We start from the raw sequence: 19,444 nt of genomic DNA, 5'->3' as shown, positions 1-19,444 counted from the left end.
CGTCAGGGGCAGGGGCAGGGGCAATCAGCTGAGAGTTTTCGTGATGAACGCCACTGCAGCGGCAGCAGTGAGCCAAATCAGCTCAAGCCGCCGATTTAGTTGCAGCATTTGCAGTACCGCCGCCTGATCCGGCGCTGGCAGCCCAGCGGCAAGCAGGGGCTTGCGATGCATTTGGCCGCCATAGCTATTGCTGCCTCCCAGCTGCACCCCGGCGACGTGGGCATAGGCGGCTTGGGATAATCCCGCATTGGGTGAGGGGTCGGCGGCGCCATCGCGCCGGGCCGCTGCCAGTACCTCAAGGCTGCGGCCTGGCTGGCCCGCCGCCAGCGGCAGGCTCACCGCCACCAGCCGGCAGGGCAGCCAAACCAGTAGGTCATCGAGGCGGGCTCCCGCCGTGCCCAGCCAGCGCAGGCGCCCGCGGCGGTAGCCCAGCATTGAATCCAGGGTGCTCGCTGCTTTGAAGCCCCAGGCCAGGGCCAGGGGGCCGGGCCATGCGGGGTTGAGGCTCCACAGCCCAGCCCCCAGCAGCATCCAAAACAGTGGCGCAAACAGACCGTCCACGCCGTTCTCGCTGGCCGTTTCGGCCAGGGCCCGCAGAATTTCCGGGGCGTCGAGATCGGCCGTGTCGCGGCCCACTATCCAGGCAAGGGCCCGGCGGGCTGGCTGAAGGGCTGGCTGGGTTGGGTTGTCGCCAACGTGGTCTGTCTGGTTTTGTACGGTCTGTTTCTGTACGGCTTGTACGGAATTAGGGAGAGCTTTCAGCACCCCACCCACCGCCTGCTCGAGGCTGCGGCCGGCAAGGGCGCTGGCCAGGGCCACCACCAGCAGTGGCGTAGGAGCCAGCCGCTCCATTCCCCAGCCCGCCAGGACGCTGCAGCCCACTAGCACCAGCGTGATCAAGCCCCCCGCCAGCCGCAGCTTCCAGGCTCTGGTGCCCGCCCAGGCTTCAGCGCCGCGGCGCAGCACGGTGATCCACCAGCCCATGACCACCACCGGATGGGGACACCAGCGCGGGTCCCCCACTAGGCGATCGAGGCCGCAGGCGAGGACAACCAGCAGCAGCGGGTTGCTGAACAGTTGATTGCTGAGCAGGGGCTGGATCAGGCCGTTTTCAGCCAGCTGAACATTGAGCGCAGGCCCTTGCCCACCTGCTCAATCGGATGGGCCGCATCGCGCTCGCGGATTTTGGTCATCTCCGGCTTGCCGGCGTCACACTCGGCCACGAAGTTGCGGGCGAAGGTGCCGTCTTGGATGTCGGTGAGGATGCGCTTCATCTCGGCCTTTGTGTCTGCCGTGATCAGGCGCGGGCCGCTGACGTAGTCGCCGTATTCGGCGGTATTGGAGATCGAATCGCGCATGGCCGTCAGGCCGCCCTTAACCATCAGATCGACGATCAGCTTCACCTCGTGCAGGCACTCGAAGTAGGCCAGCTCGGGCTGATAGCCAGCCTCCACCAGGGTTTCGAAGCCAGCCTTGACCAGCTCGGAGAGGCCGCCGCACAGCACGGCCTGCTCACCGAAGAGATCGGTTTCAGTCTCTTCTTTGAAGTTGGTTTCGAGGATGCCGGCCCTGGTGCCGCCGATGCCCTTGGCGTAGGCCATGGCCAGCTCACGGGCGTGGCCGCTGGCGTCCTGCTCGATGGCGAATAGGGCCGGTACGCCCATGCCGTTCTGGTATTCCCAGCGCACGGTGTGGCCGGGGCCCTTGGGGGCGATCATCACCACGTCCACATCGGCGGGCGGCTTGATCAGCTCGAAGCGGATGTTGAAGCCGTGGGCGAAGCTCAGCACCTTGCCGGCGCTGAGGTGCGGTGCAATTTCCTTGTCGTAGACGGCCTTCTGGAATTCATCGGGCAGCAGCACCATGATCCAGTCGGCCTTGGCGCAGGCGTCGGCGACGCTCAGTACTTCCAAGCCATCGGCCTTGGCTTTTTCTGCCGAGCGGCTGCCTTCGTAGAGCCCAACGACCACGTTGACGCCGCTGTCCTTGAGGTTCAGCGCGTGGGCATGACCCTGGCTGCCGTAGCCAATGATGGCCACCGTCTTGCCAGCAAGCAGGGAGAGGTCGGCGTCGGTGTCGTAATAGAGCTTGGCCATCGAGGCGTCGGTTCTGGACAGGTCAGAGGCTGAGCTTACGCAGGCGCCTGCGGCGCGCCCCTTCCAACTGACAGGGCCCAAGGCCATCCCTAACATCTGGCCTTTGCCCCAAGCGCCATGGTTGTCGACCAAGCCACCACTTCGACAACGGCCGCCGCTCTCTTCGAGGCCCACATGCAGGCCGAGCTAAACGGCGATCTCGACGCCACCATGGCCACGATGGTGGAAAACCCCCATCTGATCAATCTGGCCTCTGGCACCGGGGGGCAGGGCGCCGAAGGGGTGCGTGAGTTCTACGCCACCCAGCTGATCGGCCAGTTCTTTCCACCCGATGTTGAGTTCATCCAGATTTCACGCACCGTGGATGGTGAGCGCCTGGTGGATGAGCTGGTGATTCGCTTCACCCACACAAAAGCCATCGGCCATCTGCTGCCCGGGGTGGCTCCCACCGGCCGTCGCGTGGAGATGGCCCTTGTTGTGATCGTGGGCGTGCGCGAAGGCAAGGTGGCCTACGAGCACATCTACTGGGATCAGGCCGGACTATTGGTCCAGCTGGGCTTGCTGGATCCATCCGGGCTGCCGATCGGGCTCGACACCGCCGCCCGGCTGCTGGCTGCGACCGGCAAGGGCTGAATTTACGAATTTGGGCCTTAGAAGGTATCGGTGTGGTGGTGCACCACACGCCAGTGGCCAGCCTCCTTGCGGAAGACCGTGGTGGCGCGGATGTCAGTCCGAATCTCCGCACCGGCTTGGGTCATGCCGCTGGTGCGCTCCATGCACACCATGTAGCCCATTTCAGGGCTTTCAACAAAGCGACGGTCGTCAGCCACCAAGGTGCCTTCGAAGCCCATGGCGGACTCCTTGGTGAACTGTTCAAACACCGCCTTGTGTCCTATGCAGAGATTGCCGGTGGGGCCGAGGTGGCTGATGTCATCGCCCTCAGACCAGATCTCCGCAAATGGGGCGCAATCCCCTGCAAGCAACTGGTTGCCAGCTGTGTAGAACAGATCGGCAGCTTCGGGGAGGGTGGTGGCCATCGGCTCAGGCCTCGCTTGGGTGGGCGATCACCCGATCGATCAGGCCGTACTCCTTCGCTTCGGCGGCGCTGAGGAAGTAATCGCGGTCGGTGTCCTTCTCGATCTTCTCGAAGGGTTGGCCAGTCATGTCGGCCATCGAGTGGTTGAGCATGTCCTTGATGCGCAGGATCTCCTTCGCCTCAATCTCGATGTCACTGGCTTGGCGCTGGCTGGTGCCGCCCAGGGGCTGGTGAATCATGATCCGGCTATGGGGCAGGGCCAGCCGCTTGCCCTTGGTGCCAGCGCCCAGCAGGAAGGCGCCCATCGAGGCGGCCAGACCCACGCAGATGGTCACCACTTCGCTCTTGACGTACTGCATGGTGTCGTAGATCGCCAGGCCCGCGGTCACCGAGCCGCCGGGCGAGTTGATGTACAGGTAAATCGGCTTGGAATTGTCTTCCGAATCCAGATAGAGCATCTGGGCCACTAGGGCATTGGCCACTGCGTCGGTGACCTCCGAGCCCAAGAAGAGAATTCGCTCCACGCCCAGCCGCGTGTAGATGTCAACCCAGCGCTCGTACTGGCTGCCGGGGAGGCGGTAGGGAACGCTGGGGGTGCCGATGGGCATGGGTTTGGTTGGGGTGGTCGGTGGAACGCGGGGTGCCTGGGGGGCTGGCAGCCAGATGGTGGCTCAGCCCAGGCCGGCTGCCGTGGCCGGCGGAGCGGTTGGAAGGTCTTTCAGGCTCGTGAGTACCCGATCGATCAGTCCGTACTCCTTGGCTTCCTCAGCGGTGAAGTAAGTCATCCGATCGGAATCGCGGGACAGCTGCTCCACCGACTTGCCGGTGTTGAGAGAAAGCATCTCCAGCAGGGTGCGCTTGTTGTGCAGCACTTCCTGGGCCCGGATCTGGATGTCGGTGGCCTGGCCGCGGGCGCCGCTGCGGGGTTGGTGCAGCACGATCGAGGCGTGGGGCAGGGCGGCCCGATGGCCCTTGGTGCCGGCGCTGAGGATCATGGCTGCGGTGCCCATCGCTTGGCCGATGCAGATGGTGTGCACCGGCGGCTTCACGTAGCGGAGCGTGTCGGCGATGGCGAAGGCTTCGGTTTCAAAGCCAACGGCGTCGCCGGTGTACCAGCTGGTGCCTGTGGAGTTGATGTAGAAGAAAATTGGTTTCTCCGGATTGTCAAACTCCAGGTAGAGCAGCTGGGCAATGATCAACTCGGTGACGTCAATGCCCATCTGGCGCTTGGCGTCGTCGTCGCTGAACAGGGGCAAGCCCAGATAAACGATTCGCTCCTTCAGCAGCAGGCTGGGCAGATCGGGCGGCGGCGTGCGCATGGCCGCGGAATCGCCGTAGTAGGGGGCTGAAACCGACATCCGCGGTTGATGGAAGCAGGTCTGCGGAGCCTAGCGGGGGCCGTCCGCCTGCGGATTGGCCTTGCTGCGCTCTTGCCGTGGTTTGCGCTTGGCGGTGGCCTCCCCATTGGCCTCGGCTGGGGCTCCGTCGCCCCGGGCGAAAACGATCCGGCCAGTGGGGTTTTGCAGGGCTCCGGTGACCACCACCGGTAGCCGCTCGCCAATGCGGCCCCGGGCGCCTTCCACCACCACCATGGTCCCGTCGTCGAGGTAGCCCACGCCCTGATCGGCCTCCTTGCCATCGCGGGCGATCTTGAGCTGCAGCTCGTCGCCAGGCTGCACCTCGGGCCGCAGGGCGATCACCAGCTCGCTGAGGTTGAGCACCTTGAGATCCTTCACCTCAGCCACCTTGGCCAGGTTGTAGTCGGCGGTGAGCAAGGTGCCGCCGGTGTCGGCGGTGAGCAGCAGCAGCTTGTCGTCGACCCCGTTGCCTTCGTAGCGGGTGCTGTTGACCACCAGCCGCCGGCCGTACTGCTCGCGCAGCTCGCTAAGCAGCTTGAGGCCGCGGCGGCCCCGGCCGCGCTTCTCGGCGTTGCCCGAGTCGGCCAGGGCCTGCAGCTCATCGATAACGCTCTGGGCCACGATCACCTGGCCCTCCAGCAGCCCTGAGGCGAGCAGGCCGCGGATGCGGCCATCAATGATCACGCTGGTGTCGAGGATTTTGGCGCTGGCCGGTTGCAGCACCCCATCGGCCACCAACATCGCCTCCGTGCTGCTGGGGTTGAACAGGCGCAGCAGGGTGCGGCCATGCACCTCGGCCAGGTTGTAGCCCGATACGCCGAAAAAGACGTTGCTGAGCACCGCCGCCAGCGGTTTGATGAAGATCACCTCCCAGGGCAGGGGCAGCAGAAGGATCGGCGCCAGCAGCAAGTTGGCCACCAGCAGGCCGAGGATCAGTCCCACGGCGCGACTTATCAGCAGGTCGGTGGGCATGGTGCGGACCTGCTGCATCAGCTTGCGCCGCAGCTGCTGGAAGAAAACTCCAGCGATCACCCCAAAGAAGGCACCGAAGCCGCCCAGCACGGTGCGCAGCTCTTCTGGTTTGTCCACCTGCAGCAGCAGCTGCTCGGGCAGCAGGTCTACCCCCAGCCAGCCGGCGGCGGCGCCAGAGATCACAAACAGGATCAGGATGAGGGAGTCCACCATTCCCGTCGTGCGTGGCTACCCAACTGATCTGGGGTGCAGCATGCCTGATTTCGGTGCATTTGGCCTGAAGGGGTTTCCGCACCTGTTGTTGTGACTGCTCAATTTCCCCATCCAGTTCCAGTCCCAGCCCCAGCTCCAGGCCAGGTAGCCGCCCTGCTCTGGCCGCCGCGCAGTGCCTATTTGCACATCCCCTTTTGTCACCGGCGTTGCTTTTATTGCGACTTTCCGGTGGTGCCGCTAGGCGACCTTGCCGGCGGCGAAGCGCCGGCGCCGGGGTCGGCCTCGATTGCGGCCTACCTCAGCTTGTTGCTGCAGGAGATTGCCGCCTCGCCCCCCGGCCCCCAGCTTGCCACGGTGTATTTCGGTGGCGGTACGCCCTCACTGCTGACGCCCCCACAGCTGGAGTCCCTGCTGGCGGCACTGAGCTGCCGGTTTGGCCTGGCTCCTGGAGCTGAGATCAGCCTGGAGCTTGATCCAGCCAGTTTTGACCAGGATCGCCTGGCTGGCTATCTGCAGGCCGGGGTAAACCGGGTGAGCTTGGGCGGCCAGAGCTTTGACGATGCCGTGCTCGCCGGGCTGGGTCGCCGCCACCGCGGCGCGGACCTGCTGGAGGCCGCCGGCTGGCTGGCCCAAGCCCTGGGCGGCGGGGCCCTCAGCAGCTGGAGCCTGGATCTGATCCAGGGTCTGCCGGGTCAGGACCTAGGCCACTGGCGCCGCCAACTGCGGCAAGCCATTGCCCTGGCACCGCCCCACCTTTCCGTCTACGACCTCACCCTGGAGCCCGGCACCGTGTTTGCCCAGCGCCACGATCGCGGCCAGCTGCAGCTCCCCGATGCCGACCTAGGCGCCGACTTGATGGAGCTCACCTGGGCCGAGCTCAGCGCCGCTGGCTACGGCCACTACGAGATCTCCAACTACGCCCTCCCCGGCCACGCCTCCCGCCACAACCGCGTCTACTGGAGCGGCGCCGGCTGGTGGGGCTTTGGGATGGGAGCCACCGCGGCGCCCTGGGGTGAGCGCCTGGCCCGGCCGCGCACCCGCGAGGCCTACGCCGACTGGTTGGCCCAGCCGGGCTCGCCGCCCGCTAGCGCTGGTGAGGCTTGCCCAGGAATGCCGCTAGATGAGCGCTTGCTGGTGGGGTTGCGCCGCCGCGAGGGGGTGTCCATGCCCGCGCTGCTGGCCCAGGCGGGGCTGGGGCCAGCGGCGCTTGTGGCCTTGCGCAGCCACTTGGAGTCTTGGATAGGTGAGGGGCTGCTGCGGATTGAGGGGCCCCGCTGGCGACTCAGCGATCCAGCTGGCCTGGCCCTCAGCAATGGGGTGCTGCGGGAGCTACTGGCTTGGTGGCAGGAGCAGGAGCAGTTGCCTGGGCAGGGTGACGCTGGCTGGCGATCCAACCCTGCAGCGCTGCCACCCCCAGGGCACGACCCTGCAACAGCGGCGGGCTGAAGGGGGGCTGGCGGCTGGTGAGCCCCAGCAGGTCTGCCGTGACCCGAACCTGGCCATCACAGCCCTCGCCGGCGCCGATGCCTATCACCGGTAGTTCCAATTCCTTTTGCAGCAAGGCGCCCAAATCGGCGGGCACGTGTTCAAGCACTAGGGCGAAGCAGCCCGCTGCCTGCAGGGCCAGGCCTTGGCGCCGCAGCCGCTCGCGGCTGACCTCATCGTTGCCCTGGCGGCGGTAGCCCAGCCGATGCACCGACTGGGGGATCAGGCCGATGTGGCCCATCACCGGTATGCCGCTGCGCACCAACCGGTCGATCAAGGTCAGGGTCTCAGGCTCGGCGCCTTCAAGTTTCACAGCTGCGGCGGGGGTCTCCTTGAGCACCCGGCCGGCGGCAGCTACTGCGTCATCTGGGTTGCACTGATAGCTGAGGAAGGGCAGATCGCAAATAAGCAGGGGCATCTGCCCAGGGCCGCAGCTGCTGGCTAGGCCGCGGGCCGTGGCCCGGGTGTGGTGCAGCATCTCCTCGAGGGTCACCGGCAGCGTGGTGGCGTGGCCCAGCACGGTCATTGCCAGGGAATCCCCCACCAGCACCGCATCAGCGCCCGCCTCGGCCACCAGAGCGCCAGAGAGGGCATCCCAGGCCGTAAGCATCGTGATCGGCAGGCCCGCCTGCTTGCGGCTCGCCAGATCAGCGGGGCGCAGGGGCACGGGCTTCGGTGCGAGTGATGCCATTGCTAACATCTAATCGACTCGGACCCATGCGGCTCTGACGCCCAAATCTGGTCAGGACCGGAAGGGAGCAGCCACACGGGATGCTCAGGGCAGGCGTGGAATCCGGGTCACCCCAATCACAAACCGCTGACTAGCTTTCCTGGCTCTGGCGGTTGAGGAGGAATGGCGGGATTTTCGCGCCCCGTTCCTCCTGGGCGCTGTTGAACAGGGGAGTTCCGGCAAAGCTGACCACGGTGCGCTCGGTGCGGTAAGGGGCGCCGCTCTCGAAGCCGGTAGCGATCACGGTCACGTGGATTTCGCCCTCGAGGCGTTCATCCACCACGGCACCCACAATGATGTTGGCGTCAGGATCGACAACCTCGTAGATCACTTCAGAGGCGGTAGTCATGTCCTCGAGGGTCATGTCTTTGCCGCCGCTGATATTGATTACACAACCCTTGGCACCGTCGATGCGGGCCGATTCCAGCAGGGGGCTGCTCATCGCCGCCTGAGCAGCCTCAAGAGCGCGGGAGCGGCCGGAGCCCACCCCGATGCCAAGCAGGGCTGTGCCGGCGCCAGCCATCACCGAGCGCACATCGGCGAAGTCGACGTTCACCAAGCCAGGCCGGGTGATGATGTCGCTGATGCCCTTAACGCCCATCCGCAACACGTCATCGGCGGCGCGGAAGGCCTCTTGCAGGGGGGCGCCGGCAATGGCATCGCGCAGGCGATCGTTGGGGATCACGATCAAGGTGTCCACGCTCTCGGCAAGCCGGGCAATGCCCTCTTCGGCCTGACGCAGCCGCTTGCGACCTTCAAAACCGAAGGGCTTGGTGACGATGCCTACGGTGAGGGCGCCAACTTCCTTGGCGACCTCGGCAAGGATTGGTGCTGCGCCGGTGCCGGTGCCGCCACCCATGCCAGCTGCGATGAAAACAAGGTCGGCACCCTGCAGTGATTCCTGCAGTTCGGCCCGGGACTCTTCCGCAGCCTTTTGGCCGATTACCGGATTACCGCCGGCACCTAGGCCGCGAGTCAGTTTTTGTCCGAGCTGGATGCGCTTCTCCGATGCCGACTGCAGCAGCGCCTGGGCGTCGGTGTTCAGCACCCGGTAGCCCACACCCTGGAGGTCGGAGGCAATCATGCGGTTCACCGCATTGCTGCCGCCACCGCCGACCCCGATCACTTCGATGCGTGCCGACTGGCTCGGCACAATCTCGCCTGAAACGCCGCCAAAGGACGGATCGTTTGAGGCTTGGACACCGTTTGACTGGGAAGAGCTTTGGGTCATAGCGGCATCGGGGGTGGCGGTGCGAACAATCGGCGACTGCATTATGTCGGCCTTTCCTTGCCTGGATTAGGAGAGTGTCTCACCTTTGCGGGTTTCCTGGCATGTCTCTGCTGGATTCCTTACGGCTCCCTGCTGGCGGCAGCCTGGCCAGGGGTGGCGGGTAAGCCCAGCTCGGGTTGTTCTGGATCGCTGAGATCGATGGATTGCAGCTGGCGGCCCTTCACCTTTGCCGGCAGTTCCTGTTGCAGGTGACGGAGCACTTCAAGGCGCCGCCCCAATTGGGCATCAGCCGGCCCGAGGCGCACCTTGCCGAGCCGCTTGCTCTGCAGCCACAGGCTGCTGTCTGGTTCAAAGCGGATCTGGCTGATATCGCCACCAAGCCGCCCCCGTTGTTCGAGCACTAGGGCGAGGGCCGGGCGGTAGCGGGCCTGCCAACCCAGCACCAGTAAGCCGGCACTGGCTTTGGCTGCGGCCCCCTGGCCCTGGCCAATGCTCATCCAGTGGCCGAATCGATCGACATAGCCCTGCTCGCTTCCCTTGGCGGTGCGTCGCTGGGCCCTGGCTACCGCCTGGCGGTCGACCAGTTCAACCCGCAGCCGCGGCGGTGCCATCAGCCGACTCACCCGCACCTGTTCCACCGGCAGGGCACCGGCCAGCACATCGGCGATGCGTTTGGGGTGCAAGCCCAGCAGGGGTTGGGGAAAAGTCAGGCGGACGGCTTGCACCACCTGGTCGGTTCCCACCTGCTGGCTGCCCACCACCTCCACCTGGTCGGGGCCGGTTAGTACCCAGCCCTGACGCAGCAGGCCGTAGCCCAGGCCGCCGGCGAGGGCTAGCAGCACAAGGAAACGCCAAAGATTGCGCAGGCGCTCTTGGCGTCGCTGCTGGCGCAGTTGGCGCCGCCGCTCCGATCCAGGTGGGAGAGGGGTGGCACTCACCGCAACAGGCTCCACTCCTGGCTCACAACTCGCAGCGCGAGCGCGACATCAGCTCATCGATCCAGCGCCGGGCCCGCTCTGAATCGGCGAAGGGCAGGTCTTTTTGTTCGCCACCACCCACTAAGCGCAGTCGGCAAGCCCCATGGCTCTCTTCGGTGAGGGGCGCCTCGCCCGAACCCAGCGAAAGCAGCTCAACCAATTCGAGCTGCTTAATCACAAAAAAGTCATCTTGTTTGAGTTGACCGGCTTCGAAGGTGCACCAACTCAGCAGGCCATCCACCAGCCGGGCGCCGCCGCAGCTGTCGAGTTTGGCCAGCTCGGAGCCCTCGGCCCATTGGCGAAACAAGCGCTGCCGCCGCCGCTCGAGCCAGCCCAGGGCGGTGAGCAGTACGAACACTAAAAGCAGTGGCAGCCAAAGCAGGCCGTGACTCATGTCGAAGGGCCTCCACTAGATACCTGCAGATGCCATTGTCGGGCCCCTTCGATCAATTCGCGCACCAAGGTGGGCAGGGCCACACCCGTGGCGGCCCAGAGCATCGGGTACATGCTCTGGCTGGTAAAGCCCGGCAGGGTGTTGATCTCGTTGAGCCACAGTTCGCCACTGGCTTCGCAGAAGAAGAAGTCAACCCGCGAAAGCCCCATGGCACCAACGGCCTCACAGGCCTCGATCGCCATGGCCCGGCAGCGTTCAGCCACCGCCTCTGGCACCAGCGCCGGGATCACGGTGTGGCTTTTGCCCTCGCTGTATTTAGTTTCGTAGTCGTACCAATCGGCTTCAAAGCAGATTTCGCCCAGCACCGAGGCCTGCAGGGGCTGGTGGCCGCCGCCCCGCACCGCGCATTCCAGCTCGCGGGCCGTCACCCCCTGCTCCACCACCAGCCGCGGATCAAGCGCGGCGGCAAGCTTCAGACCGGCCTGCAGGCTGGCCCGATCAGTGGCCTTGCTGATGCCCACCGAAGAGCCGAGGTTGGCTGGTTTCACGAAGCAGGGGTAGCCGAGCTGGCTCTCCAGCTGGTCGAGCAGGGCGTCGTCGTTTTGGGTTGCTGCGCTCGCTGACACGCAGGCATAGGGCACCTGGGGCAGGCCGGCGGCGGCGAAGGCGGCCTTCATCGCCTGCTTATCCATGCCCACCGCCGAGCCCAGCACACCCGAACCCACATAGGGAACCTGCATCAGGGTGAACAGGCCCTGGATCGTGCCGTCTTCGCCGTTGGGGCCGTGCAGCACCGGCAGCCACACATCGATCTCCAGGGCGCCGGCAGGTAAGCCCCGGAATCCAGGCGGCGGCAGCGGTTGGGGCAGTTGCTCGAGCCGGGCCTGGCTGCCCTGGCGCAACACAGCATCGGCCAATTCAGCTCCCCACCAGCGCCCTTCGGGGTCGATGTAGAAGCAATGCAGCGCGTAGCTCGACGCGTTTTCGGCATCCTGCAAGGCCGCCGCCACCGTGGCGGCGGAACGGATTGAGACGGCGTGTTCGCCGGAGGCTCCCCCAAAGATCAGACCAACGGCGATGGGGGTGGGTGTCATGCCAGCCGGTATGGGACCCAGGGGGACCAAAACTCAGGCCAGTTTGCCGCTCAAGGAGAAGGCGCGCACCTCTTTGATTTGCACCGTTACTAGGTCGCCCGGTTTGATCGGGCTGCCATGGGCGTTTTGGCCGGGGAAAAAGGTGAGCCGGTTGGTGCGGGTGCGGCCCATCACCTGATTGGAGTTTTTGGGATTGCTGCTTTCCACCAGGATCTCCTCACAGCGGCCGGCGTAGCGGTTGCTGCGCTGCTGGGCAGTGCGCTCCACCAGGGCGTTGAGCTCCTGCAGGCGTTCCACCTTCACCGCCTCGCTGAGCTGGTTTGGCCAGTCGGCTGCTGGGGTGTTAGGCCGCGGCGAGTAGGCGGCGGTATTCACCAGGTCGAAGCCGATCTCCTCAATCAGGGCCAGGGTGCGGCGGTATTGGGCGTCGCTTTCGCCGGGGAAAGCCACGATCGCATCGGCACTGATCGAGGCATCGGGCATGCGCTCACGGATGCGCTCAACGATGCGGCGGTAGCGATCCACCGTGTAGCCGCGGGCCATGGCTTTGAGCACGTCATCGTCGCCGCTCTGGAAGGGCACATGGAAGTGCTCGCACACCTTGGGTAGGTCGGCGCAGGCATCGATCAGCCGCTCGGTGAAGTAGCGCGGGTGGCTGGTGGCAAAGCGGATCCGCTCAATTCCGGCCACGTCGTGGACGTGATGGAGCAGGTCGGTGAGGGTGTGGGCGCGGCGGCCTTCGGGGGTGATGCCGGGCAGGTCGCGGCCGTAGGCATCGATGTTTTGGCCCAGCAGGGTGATCTCCTTGAAGCCGCGTGCCGCCAGGCCCTGCATTTCCAGTTTGATCGCTTCGGGCAGCCGCGACTGCTCCTGGCCGCGCACCGAGGGCACCACGCAGTAGGTGCAGCGCTCATTGCAGCCGTAGATCACATTCACCCAGCCGCATATCTGGCTGTCGCGGCGAGCGGTGGTTATGTCTTCAAGGATGTGCTGCTCACCGGTGGCCAGCACCTGCTGACCCTGCTCCACCTGGGCCAGCAAGGTGTCCAGCCGGTTGGCGTGCTGGGGGCCCATCACCAGATCCAGCTCGGGCACTCGCCGCAGCAAAGATTCGCCCTCCTGCTGGGCTACGCAGCCCGCTACCACCAGGGTGAGGTTGGGGTTGATTCGCTTGCGTTGGGCCTGGCGGCCTAAGTAGCTGTAAACCTTCTGCTCGGCGCTATCGCGGATTGTGCAGGTGTTGTAAAGCACCAAATCGGCGCTGTGCTCGTCCGTGCCGGCCCGGTAGCCCATGGCTTCCAGGATCCCGGCCATGCGCTCGGAATCCGCCTTGTTCATCTGGCAGCCAAAGGTGGTGATCCAGTAGCTGCCGCGGGGGACGTTGGTGCTGAGGTTGGTGGCCGTCATGCAACTAGTTTCGGCCATCGGGTTCGGCTATCAGAGTTGGCGGCTGGCGGGAAAAGGGACCTGGTCTGGTGTCCTGGAATCTGTACACGCTGTACGGATTCCAGGACGTGTGCCAGACCCGTGTCAGCTTGAGAGCAGCGCCTCAGCCCTAATGCAGCTTCGCCTGCAACGCTTTCAGCTCACCAAGGCCGTGCCCCTGGCCATCAGCCGCGGCACGACGGCTACGGCGGAGCACCTGCTGGTGAGCCTTGAGCACGACGGGCTCACGGGCATAGGCGAGACCGGCGGCTTCGATACCGGCCACCGCCATTACGACACCGATGCCGTTGCTGCGGAGCTGGAGGCGGTTGCCCCCCAGCTGGCCGCCCTGGCGCCGGAGCCCCTGCAGGCCCTGGAGCCCCTGCTGGCCGCCCTGAGCCCCCCGGCCCGTTGCGGCTTGGATCTGGCCCTGCACGACTGGTGGGGCAAAAGGTTGAACCAGCCCCTGCACCGGCTCTGGGGCCTGGATCCAGGCGCCTGTGTCGCCACCAGCGTCACCCTTGGCTTAGGTACGCCCGAGGCTGTCCTGGCGCGGCTTGAGCGCTGGTGGCTGCAGTTGCCTGCCACCCGCATCAAGCTCAAGCTCGGCAGCCCTGCTGGCATCGCCTACGACTTGCCCCTGCTGGAGGGGGTGGCTACCGCCCTTGAGCAGCGGCGCCAGCAGACCGGCAGCGCCTGCGAGCTGCAGGTGGATGCCAACGGCGGCTGGGATCTGGCCACAGCCCGGGCCATGCTCGAGCCCCTGGAGCGGGCCGGCGTGGTGCTGCTCGAGCAGCCCCTGGCGCCCCTGCTGGATCCGGAGGCTGACAGCGCTGGTTTTGCGGCCTTGCATGGCGAATCTCCCCTGCCCCTGGTGGCCGATGAGAGCTGCTGGCAGCTGGCCGATCTGCTGCGGCTGGCCCCCCACGTGGATGGCATCAACATCAAGTTGCTCAAGAGCGGTGGCCTCAGCGAAGCCCTGCTGCTGGCCCAGACGGCTCGCCGCCTGGGTTTAGGGGTGATGGTGGGCTGCTACTCGGATGGCGCCCTGCTCAATGGCGCGGCAGCCCAGCTGCTGCCCCTAGTGACCTGGCCCGATCTCGATAGCCATCTCAACCTGGTGGACGACCCCTTCACCGGATTGACCCTGGAGGGAGACGTGCTGATTCCGCCAGCGGGCCCCGGCCTTGGCATCAATCTGGGTATCTCCATGGGGCAGGCGTCATGTTGAGCCCAATCGCTCCGGTCGTGCTGCTGCTCCACGGCGGCCTCGACGACCTCAGCGGCAAGACCGGTTTGGCGATGTTGCGCTATCGCAGTGGACCGATCGTGGCGGTGATCGATCCAGCTTTCGCTGGCTCCGACCTGCAGCAGGTGAGCGGCATTGAGCGGGCTGTGCCGGTGGTGGCTGATATGGCGGCGGCCCTGGCCTACGGGCCCGAGGTGGCGGTGGTGGGGCTGGCCCCCTCCGGTGGCCGCCTGCCACAAGCGATGCGGGCCGATCTGCTGGCGGCGCTGGAGGCGGGGCTGAACCTGGCCAGTGGCCTGCACAGCCGCCTTGGCGATGATCCCGAGCTGGCTGCCGCCTGCAGCCGAGCCGGCCAGTGGATCTGGGATCTGCGCCAGGAGCCGGCTGGCTTGGAGGTGGCCGCCGCGCGAGCCGCTGCACTGCCCTGCCGCCGGGTGCTGGCCGTGGGTTCGGATATGGCCGTGGGCAAGATGAGCGCCTGCTTGGAGTTGCAGGCTGAGGCCAGGCGCTGCGGCCTTGACGCCCGCTTTGTGGGCACGGGCCAGGCGGGCATCTTGATCAGCGGCCAGGGCGTGGCCCTCGATGCCGTGCGGATTGATTACGCCGCCGGTGCCGTGGAGGCGGCCGTGCTGGCCGCCGCCGTTGGGGCCGGGCCGGAGGCGTTGCTGCTGGTGGAGGGCCAGGGGTCGCTTTGCCATCCGGGCTCCAGCGCCACCTTGCCCCTGCTGCGCGGCAGCCAGCCCACCGAACTGCTGCTTGTGCACCGCGCTGGCCAGAGCCATGTGCGCACCCGGCCAGGGGAGGTGCCGGTGGCGATCCCGCCCCTGGCCGAGTTGATCGCGGCGCTGGAGGCCCTGGCGGCCTTGGGGCGTCCCGATGGCCTGCGGCCGCGGGTGCGGGCCGTGGCGCTCAACACCGCCCGATTGGACGCCGCCGCAGCTCAGCTTGCTGTTGCCGCCACCGCGGCCGAGCTCGGCTTGCCTTGCGCCGATCCGGTGCGGCATGGGGCTGGGGTTTTGCTGCAGGCGCTGCAGTAGTCACAAAAAAGCCGCCCCAAAAGTGGTGGGGACGGCTAGGGAATCAAGGGCGAGCGAGGGGATTCGAACCCCCGGATGGCGGCACCACAAGCCGCTGCCTTAACCGCTTGGCGACGCCCGCCGCGCTCTTGGAATGTAGCAAGTCGTGGCCTGTCAAGGCTTCTCACCCGTTGCGGCGACCTGCTTCAGCCCAGCTACCGCGGCCTCAGCCACAGGATCGGAATTCCTACCAGGCAGAGAATCCCGGCGCCTGTTTGCAGTTCGGGCAGCCAGAAAGGCCATGCCAATGAGCTTCTGGTCCATGCCCTTGCCCCTGGGCTCGCATTAGACAGGACGTTGAGGGTTGGGGCAAGGCGCCTGCCGTGGCGAGCAAAGGGTGCCAACCTTGATTGCCTGCAACTTTGCACCGTTTGGTCTGCCGTTCGGACACCCCGGCCCGCTTTGCATGGGCGCCTGGCTTGATCATGCTCGGCCTAGCCGCTGGCGGGCTTGCCCTCACCAATCCATCGCCTGCAGACTTTCGTGCCTTCGCCAGTGATCGCCTAGTGGAAGAGATCAGCCAGGAGCTCTGCGGCGATGGCGGCGTGCCGGTGCTGTTGCGGATGGCGATCAACAACTGTGTTGGGCTTGTTCAGGCCCAGCGAGCGGCCTTGGCGGCCGTGGTGCTCAGCCACACCCGCCGCCGCAACTACGGCCTGTTGAGTGTTTTCGAAAGTGAGCTGGGCGGCCAATCGCTGCTGCGCTGGCAGGTGCCGCGCTTTCGCTCCACCGTGATGGGTGTAGCCGGTCAATTTGTGTTGATCAGCGCTGCCAGCGACCGTTCCGAGAGCCCCTAGTGAAGCTGCGCCTGCCCCGGGGGCTGCTGGATCCGCGCCTGGGCGGAGCCGGGTTTCGCGCCGATGCGGATGGGCTGGTGTCCCTGAGCATCGCTTTCGAGGCGGGACGGATCACGGCCATTTCGCCCCTGCCCGCCCAGGCGGCGGCGGCCAGCCTGCCCCTGGCCCTAACTCCCCTGATTGAGCCCCATACTCACTTGGATAAGGCTTTCAGCGCCGCCGCCTTTCCCAACCGGGAGGGCACGATGGCGGCGGCCTTAGCTGCTAACCAACGCGAATACGCTCAGCGCAGCGTTGAGCAGGTGGCTGAGCGGGCTGAGCGGGCCTTGGAGCGGGCCTGGCGCAACGGCGTGCGGGCGATCCGCAGCCATGTCGATAGCGTGGGAGCTGGGGCCGAGCCCAGCTGGGAAGCCCTGTTGGCGGCCCGTGAGCGCTGGCGCGAGCGGCTGGAGCTGCAGCTGGTGGCCCTGGCACCGATGGCCCATTGGCTCACGGCGGAGGGGCAGTCCCTGGCCCGGCGGGTGGCCGCTGGCCAGGGGCTGCTGGGTGGGGTGATCGGGCCGCCCTATGGCCAGGGTGCCGCTCGCCGCCGCGCCGACCGCGAGGCCCTGCTGGCCCTGCTTGACCTGGCCGAGCGCCATGGTTGCGGCGTGGATCTGCACGTTGATGAGGCCGATTCCTGCCCTGGCGAGGGGGTGGCGATGGTGGCCCAGTTGGTGTTGGAGCAGCGCCGCGCCGTGGCGATCACCTGCAGCCACGCCAGCAGCATGGCCCTGTTGCCGCAACGCAAATGCGACCGGCTGGCGGATCGGCTGGCCGCCGCCAACATCGCCGTGGTAGCCCTGCCTGCCACCAATTTTTGGCTGCTGGGGCGCCGGCCCGGGCGCACCCCCTGGCGGCGGCCCCTGGCGCCGATCCGCAGCCTGCAGCAGGCGGGCGTGAGGCTGGCTATCGGCGGCGACAACGTGCAAGACCCCTGGTATCCAGGTGGTGATTTCGATCCCATTGAGCTGCTGCGCTGGTCGGCGCCGCTCTGCCAATTGATGCCCTGGCAGCGGCTGGGCCTGGCCCCCTTCAGCACCGCCGCCGCAGCGGTGCTGGAGCTGGCCTGGGATGGGGTGGTTCGGCTTGGGGCCCCAGCCGATTTAGTGCTGCTTGGGGCTGGTAGCTGGGGGGAGCTGCTGGCCCGGCCGCCCCAGCGGCGGGTATTGCGTCAAGGCGTCTGGCTGCCGCCGCCCGAAGCTGAGAAGCCTTCACCCCTTTTGCCACCCCATGGCTGAGCGTTGCCCTGAGGCCCAGATCACTGCCCTGGCAGCTGAGCTGCGCCGGTTGGATTCGGCCCTGCTGCTGCTCGGGGCCGAGTCGCCGCTGGAGCTGGAGCGGCTCTCCCGCGACTACTACGACTACTCGCCGGTGCTGGTGCCCCTGCTGCAGGGCTGCTGCGCCCAGCTGGTGGCCAGAGCCACCACGGTGGAGCAGGTGCTGCTGGTGGCAGGAGCCTGTGCTCGCCAGGGCGTGCCCTTGACGGTGCGGGGTGCCGGCACGGGCAACTATGGCCAGTGCGTGCCGCTGCAAGGCGGGCTGGTGCTGGATCTCAGCGGCCTCAATCAGCTGCGCCAGCTGGATGAAGCCACCGGGGTGCTCGAGGTGGAGGCAGGCGCCTTGATGGGGGCGATCGAGAAGCAGTTGGCCCCCCGGGGCCGGGCCCTGCGGCTGGTGCCCAGCACGGTGCGCAGCGCCAGCATCGGTGGTTTTATCGCCGGGGGCTCCGGCGGCATCGGCTCCCTGCGCTGGGGTTTTCTGCGCGATCCCGGCAACCTGCTGGGCCTGGAGGTGGTAACCCTCGAGCCCGAGCCCCGACTGCTGCAGCTCGATGCTGCGGCCAGCGCCCCGCTCAACCACGCCTACGGCACCAATGGCATCATCACGGCCCTGCGGCTGCCCACCAGCGAGGCTGTGCATTGGCAGCAGCTGGTGGTGGGTTTCGAGCAGTGGGGGCAGGCCCTGGCGGCGGCCCAGGCCATTACAAGCACGGCCTTTGAGCTCAATGCCATCACCGTGCTGGAGGCGCCGCTGGTTAGCCAGCTCCCCTGGCCGGCGGGCTGTCCGGCGCCCGAGCCTGGTGAGCAGCGCCTGTTGTTGCTGGCCGCCCCCGCAGCCCTGGAGGTGTTGCCGAGCTGGCTGGCGGCCCGGGGCGGAGCGCTGCGCTGGCAGGCCCCCCAGGGCCAGAGCCGTGGGCTGCCGCTGCGGGAGCTCAGCTGGAACCACACCACCCTGCATTGGCGCGCCCAGCATTCGGATTGGACCTACCTGCAGATGCTGCTGCCCCAGCCGGAGGCCCCCTGTCTGGAGCGCCTGCGGGAGCAATGGGGCGACGACCTGCTTTGGCACCTGGAGGCCGTGAGGCAGCAGGGTGCGGCCCGGCTGGCGGCCCTGCCGCTGCTGCGCTGGCGCGGCGAGGAGTCCCTGCAGCAGCTGCTAGACGATTGCCGACGCTGCGGTGCCGTGTTGTTTAACCCCCACGTGATCAGCGTCGAAGATGGCGGCTTGGGTGTGATCGATGCCGACCAGGTGGCAGCAAAGGCCGCCTACGACCCGGCCGGCCTGCTCAACCCAGGCAAATTGCGCGGCTGGCTTAACAGCCCAGGCTGAGGCGGGTGTCGGCGCCTGTGATCGGGTTGGTGCCTTCGGCATCGCGGCAGAGGGAGCGCTGGTCTACCCGGTCGATCAGGGCGTCGCTGAAGTCGGCATCGGTGACGTTGGCGCCGCGGAAGCTGCTGCCTGAAGCGATGGCCCCGGTGAGAATGGCTCCGCTGAGATCGGCTCCGGAGAGGTCCACCTTGTCCATCAGGGTGCCGCTGAGATCGGCGCCGGCGAAATTGGCATTGGGGAAGGCCGCCTGGGTGAGGATCGCCCCGTGGAGATCGGCGCCGCTGAAGTTGGCGTGCCGTCCGGTGGCCCCAGCGAAGGAGGTATTGGCTAGGTTCTGTGCGCTGAAATCCTGCTCGTTCTGGTTGGTGAGCGTGTAGTCCACGCCGGAGAAGTCGGCCGCTGCCGGCAGTGGAGAAAGCAGTGGAGACAGCACCAGCAGCAGCCCCAGAGCTAGGGAAAGGACTACTGATTTCCCTATTGATCTCGCGCTTGATTTTGCTCCTGATTTCGCTACTGATTTCGCTACTGACTGGGCCACTGAGAGGAGTTCGAAGAAGGGAGCCATGGGGATGGGCCGCGGGACCTCACTTTGGCCTGGATGGTGTGGAGTGGCAGAAGGGGAGGAGGAGGCGCGTGTTTTATGACTTGACTTAGCCTTA

Annotated in this window: 19 protein-coding genes, 1 tRNA gene, 1 other RNA gene and 1 pseudogene; 8 read left to right on the top strand and 14 right to left on the bottom strand. The window is 66.5% G+C overall.

Going from position 1 to position 19,444, the window contains the following annotated elements; genetic code table 11:
• Positions 1-24: 24 nt before the first annotated feature.
• Together KBY83_RS09195 and ilvC are read right to left on the bottom strand one after the other, a co-directional pair.
• Positions 25-1,077, bottom strand: a complete 1,053-nt coding sequence (locus KBY83_RS09195; protein ID WP_396093761.1) for a CobD/CbiB family cobalamin biosynthesis protein — start codon at positions 1,075-1,077, stop codon at positions 25-27.
• 23 nt (positions 1,078-1,100) lie between these two features.
• Entirely contained in the window at positions 1,101-2,183 is a 1,083-nt protein-coding gene (gene ilvC, locus KBY83_RS09190) for a ketol-acid reductoisomerase (protein WP_255019244.1), read from the bottom strand.
• Between the two features lie 30 nt (positions 2,184-2,213).
• On the opposite strand from ilvC, the gene KBY83_RS09185 reads away from it, so the two are divergent.
• Positions 2,214-2,729 carry an ester cyclase gene (locus tag KBY83_RS09185; protein WP_255019242.1) on the top strand — a complete coding sequence of 172 codons (516 nt, stop codon included), beginning with the start codon at positions 2,214-2,216 and terminating at the stop codon, positions 2,727-2,729.
• 17 nt (positions 2,730-2,746) lie between these two features.
• Here KBY83_RS09185 and KBY83_RS09180 read toward each other — a convergent pair whose 3' ends face one another.
• The 4 genes from KBY83_RS09180 to KBY83_RS09165 form a co-directional block, all read right to left on the bottom strand.
• Complete coding sequence (locus tag KBY83_RS09180) at positions 2,747-3,133, bottom strand: nuclear transport factor 2 family protein (protein WP_255019240.1); 387 nt, start codon at positions 3,131-3,133, stop codon at positions 2,747-2,749.
• A 4-nt stretch (positions 3,134-3,137) separates the two neighbouring features.
• Entirely contained in the window at positions 3,138-3,740 is a 603-nt protein-coding gene (locus tag KBY83_RS09175; protein ID WP_255019239.1) for an ATP-dependent Clp protease proteolytic subunit, read from the bottom strand.
• Positions 3,741-3,803: 63 nt separating this feature from the next.
• Positions 3,804-4,490 carry an ATP-dependent Clp protease proteolytic subunit gene (locus tag KBY83_RS09170; protein ID WP_106501401.1) on the bottom strand — a complete coding sequence of 229 codons (687 nt, stop codon included), beginning with the start codon at positions 4,488-4,490 and terminating at the stop codon, positions 3,804-3,806.
• Between the two features lie 30 nt (positions 4,491-4,520).
• Complete coding sequence (locus KBY83_RS09165) at positions 4,521-5,675, bottom strand: PIN/TRAM domain-containing protein (protein ID WP_254960909.1); 1,155 nt, start codon at positions 5,673-5,675, stop codon at positions 4,521-4,523.
• Positions 5,676-5,828: 153 nt separating this feature from the next.
• Here KBY83_RS09165 and hemW point away from each other — a divergent pair.
• Positions 5,829-7,073: pseudogene (hemW, locus tag KBY83_RS09160) on the top strand (radical SAM family heme chaperone HemW); the annotation flags it as partial.
• On the opposite strand, the gene panB reads toward hemW, so the two are convergent.
• Complete coding sequence (gene panB / locus KBY83_RS09155) at positions 6,982-7,821, bottom strand: 3-methyl-2-oxobutanoate hydroxymethyltransferase (RefSeq protein WP_254960922.1); 840 nt, start codon at positions 7,819-7,821, stop codon at positions 6,982-6,984. The pseudogene hemW and the gene panB overlap by 92 nt on opposite strands.
• A gap of 45 nt (positions 7,822-7,866) precedes the next feature.
• On the opposite strand from panB, the gene ffs reads away from it, so the two are divergent.
• Positions 7,867-7,963, top strand: an RNA gene (ffs, locus tag KBY83_RS09150) — signal recognition particle sRNA small type.
• Positions 7,964-7,981: 18 nt separating this feature from the next.
• Here the strand turns inward: ffs and ftsZ are convergent.
• From ftsZ to miaB, 5 genes are all read right to left on the bottom strand, one after another.
• Positions 7,982-9,121, bottom strand: coding sequence for a cell division protein FtsZ (ftsZ, locus tag KBY83_RS09145; RefSeq protein WP_255019237.1), 1,140 nt, complete (start codon positions 9,119-9,121; stop codon positions 7,982-7,984).
• A gap of 119 nt (positions 9,122-9,240) precedes the next feature.
• Positions 9,241-10,059 carry an FtsQ-type POTRA domain-containing protein gene (locus KBY83_RS09140; protein WP_255019235.1) on the bottom strand — a complete coding sequence of 273 codons (819 nt, stop codon included), beginning with the start codon at positions 10,057-10,059 and terminating at the stop codon, positions 9,241-9,243.
• Positions 10,060-10,081: 22 nt separating this feature from the next.
• On the bottom strand, positions 10,082-10,492 hold the full coding sequence (locus KBY83_RS09135; RefSeq protein WP_255019234.1) for a hypothetical protein: 411 nt from the start codon (positions 10,490-10,492) through the stop codon (positions 10,082-10,084).
• The gene (locus tag KBY83_RS09130) at positions 10,489-11,586 is read right to left on the bottom strand and encodes a D-alanine--D-alanine ligase family protein (protein WP_255019233.1); all 1,098 of its coding nucleotides are present in this window, start codon (positions 11,584-11,586) and stop codon (positions 10,489-10,491) included. The genes KBY83_RS09135 and KBY83_RS09130 overlap by 4 nt, the downstream gene beginning before the upstream one ends.
• Positions 11,587-11,619: 33 nt before the next feature.
• Positions 11,620-13,011, bottom strand: coding sequence for a tRNA (N6-isopentenyl adenosine(37)-C2)-methylthiotransferase MiaB (gene miaB, locus KBY83_RS09125; RefSeq protein ID WP_315858964.1), 1,392 nt, complete (start codon positions 13,009-13,011; stop codon positions 11,620-11,622).
• Between the two features lie 133 nt (positions 13,012-13,144).
• On the opposite strand from miaB, the gene KBY83_RS09120 reads away from it, so the two are divergent.
• Positions 13,145-14,242, top strand: coding sequence for a dipeptide epimerase (locus KBY83_RS09120; RefSeq protein WP_255019232.1), 1,098 nt, complete (start codon positions 13,145-13,147; stop codon positions 14,240-14,242).
• A complete protein-coding gene (locus KBY83_RS09115) occupies positions 14,236-15,297 on the top strand; it encodes a DUF1611 domain-containing protein (RefSeq protein WP_255019231.1) in 1,062 nt (353 codons plus the stop codon). The genes KBY83_RS09120 and KBY83_RS09115 overlap by 7 nt, the downstream gene beginning before the upstream one ends.
• Before the next feature lie 48 nt (positions 15,298-15,345).
• Here KBY83_RS09115 and KBY83_RS09110 read toward each other — a convergent pair.
• Positions 15,346-15,418: transfer RNA gene (locus KBY83_RS09110), tRNA-His, on the bottom strand.
• Positions 15,419-15,761: 343 nt separating this feature from the next.
• Here KBY83_RS09110 and KBY83_RS09105 point away from each other — a divergent pair.
• Genes KBY83_RS09105 through KBY83_RS09095 form a run of 3 tightly spaced genes read left to right on the top strand, consistent with a single transcriptional unit; the run spans position 15,762 to position 18,785 of the window.
• Positions 15,762-16,133: a DUF4359 domain-containing protein gene (locus KBY83_RS09105; protein ID WP_255019230.1), complete on the top strand. Its 372-nt coding sequence runs from the start codon at positions 15,762-15,764 to the stop codon at positions 16,131-16,133.
• The gene (locus KBY83_RS09100; protein ID WP_255019229.1) at positions 16,133-17,413 is read left to right on the top strand and encodes an amidohydrolase family protein; all 1,281 of its coding nucleotides are present in this window, start codon (positions 16,133-16,135) and stop codon (positions 17,411-17,413) included. The genes KBY83_RS09105 and KBY83_RS09100 overlap by 1 nt, the downstream gene beginning before the upstream one ends.
• On the top strand, positions 17,406-18,785 hold the full coding sequence (locus tag KBY83_RS09095) for an FAD-binding oxidoreductase (RefSeq protein ID WP_255019228.1): 1,380 nt from the start codon (positions 17,406-17,408) through the stop codon (positions 18,783-18,785). Before KBY83_RS09100 ends, KBY83_RS09095 begins: the two co-directional genes overlap by 8 nt.
• Here KBY83_RS09095 and KBY83_RS09090 read toward each other — a convergent pair.
• Positions 18,769-19,227, bottom strand: coding sequence for a pentapeptide repeat-containing protein (locus tag KBY83_RS09090; protein ID WP_255019266.1), 459 nt, complete (start codon positions 19,225-19,227; stop codon positions 18,769-18,771). The genes KBY83_RS09095 and KBY83_RS09090 overlap by 17 nt on opposite strands.
• Positions 19,228-19,444 lie beyond the last annotated feature (217 nt).

The organism is Cyanobium sp. WKJ7-Wakatipu, assembly GCF_024345355.1.
Lineage (GTDB): Bacteria > Cyanobacteriota > Cyanobacteriia > PCC-6307 > Cyanobiaceae > Cyanobium_A > Cyanobium_A usitatum.
Note: the sequence above shows the minus strand (reverse complement) of the source record. Positions and strands in the feature narration are given on the sequence as shown.

What these genes read in the sequence shown, in the direction of transcription:
- KBY83_RS09170 (WP_106501401.1), bottom strand. Translation starts at nt 4,490, where the DNA reads ATGTCGGTTTCAGCCCCCTACTACGGCGATTCCGCGGCCATGCGCACG.
- KBY83_RS09180 (WP_255019240.1), bottom strand. Translation starts at nt 3,133, where the DNA reads ATGGCCACCACCCTCCCCGAAGCTGCCGATCTGTTCTACACAGCTGGC.
- KBY83_RS09185 (WP_255019242.1), top strand. Translation starts at nt 2,214, where the DNA reads ATGGTTGTCGACCAAGCCACCACTTCGACAACGGCCGCCGCTCTCTTC.
- KBY83_RS09165 (WP_254960909.1), bottom strand. Translation starts at nt 5,675, where the DNA reads ATGGTGGACTCCCTCATCCTGATCCTGTTTGTGATCTCTGGCGCCGCC.
- ilvC (WP_255019244.1), bottom strand. Translation starts at nt 2,183, where the DNA reads ATGGCCTTGGGCCCTGTCAGTTGGAAGGGGCGCGCCGCAGGCGCCTGC.
- KBY83_RS09105 (WP_255019230.1), top strand. Translation starts at nt 15,762, where the DNA reads ATGCTCGGCCTAGCCGCTGGCGGGCTTGCCCTCACCAATCCATCGCCT.
- KBY83_RS09115 (WP_255019231.1), top strand. Translation starts at nt 14,236, where the DNA reads ATGTTGAGCCCAATCGCTCCGGTCGTGCTGCTGCTCCACGGCGGCCTC.
- KBY83_RS09095 (WP_255019228.1), top strand. Translation starts at nt 17,406, where the DNA reads ATGGCTGAGCGTTGCCCTGAGGCCCAGATCACTGCCCTGGCAGCTGAG.
- KBY83_RS09130 (WP_255019233.1), bottom strand. Translation starts at nt 11,586, where the DNA reads ATGACACCCACCCCCATCGCCGTTGGTCTGATCTTTGGGGGAGCCTCC.
- miaB (WP_315858964.1), bottom strand. Translation starts at nt 13,011, where the DNA reads ATGGCCGAAACTAGTTGCATGACGGCCACCAACCTCAGCACCAACGTC.
- KBY83_RS09175 (WP_255019239.1), bottom strand. Translation starts at nt 3,740, where the DNA reads ATGCCCATCGGCACCCCCAGCGTTCCCTACCGCCTCCCCGGCAGCCAG.
- KBY83_RS09120 (WP_255019232.1), top strand. Translation starts at nt 13,145, where the DNA reads ATGCAGCTTCGCCTGCAACGCTTTCAGCTCACCAAGGCCGTGCCCCTG.
- ftsZ (WP_255019237.1), bottom strand. Translation starts at nt 9,121, where the DNA reads ATGACCCAAAGCTCTTCCCAGTCAAACGGTGTCCAAGCCTCAAACGAT.
- KBY83_RS09135 (WP_255019234.1), bottom strand. Translation starts at nt 10,492, where the DNA reads ATGAGTCACGGCCTGCTTTGGCTGCCACTGCTTTTAGTGTTCGTACTG.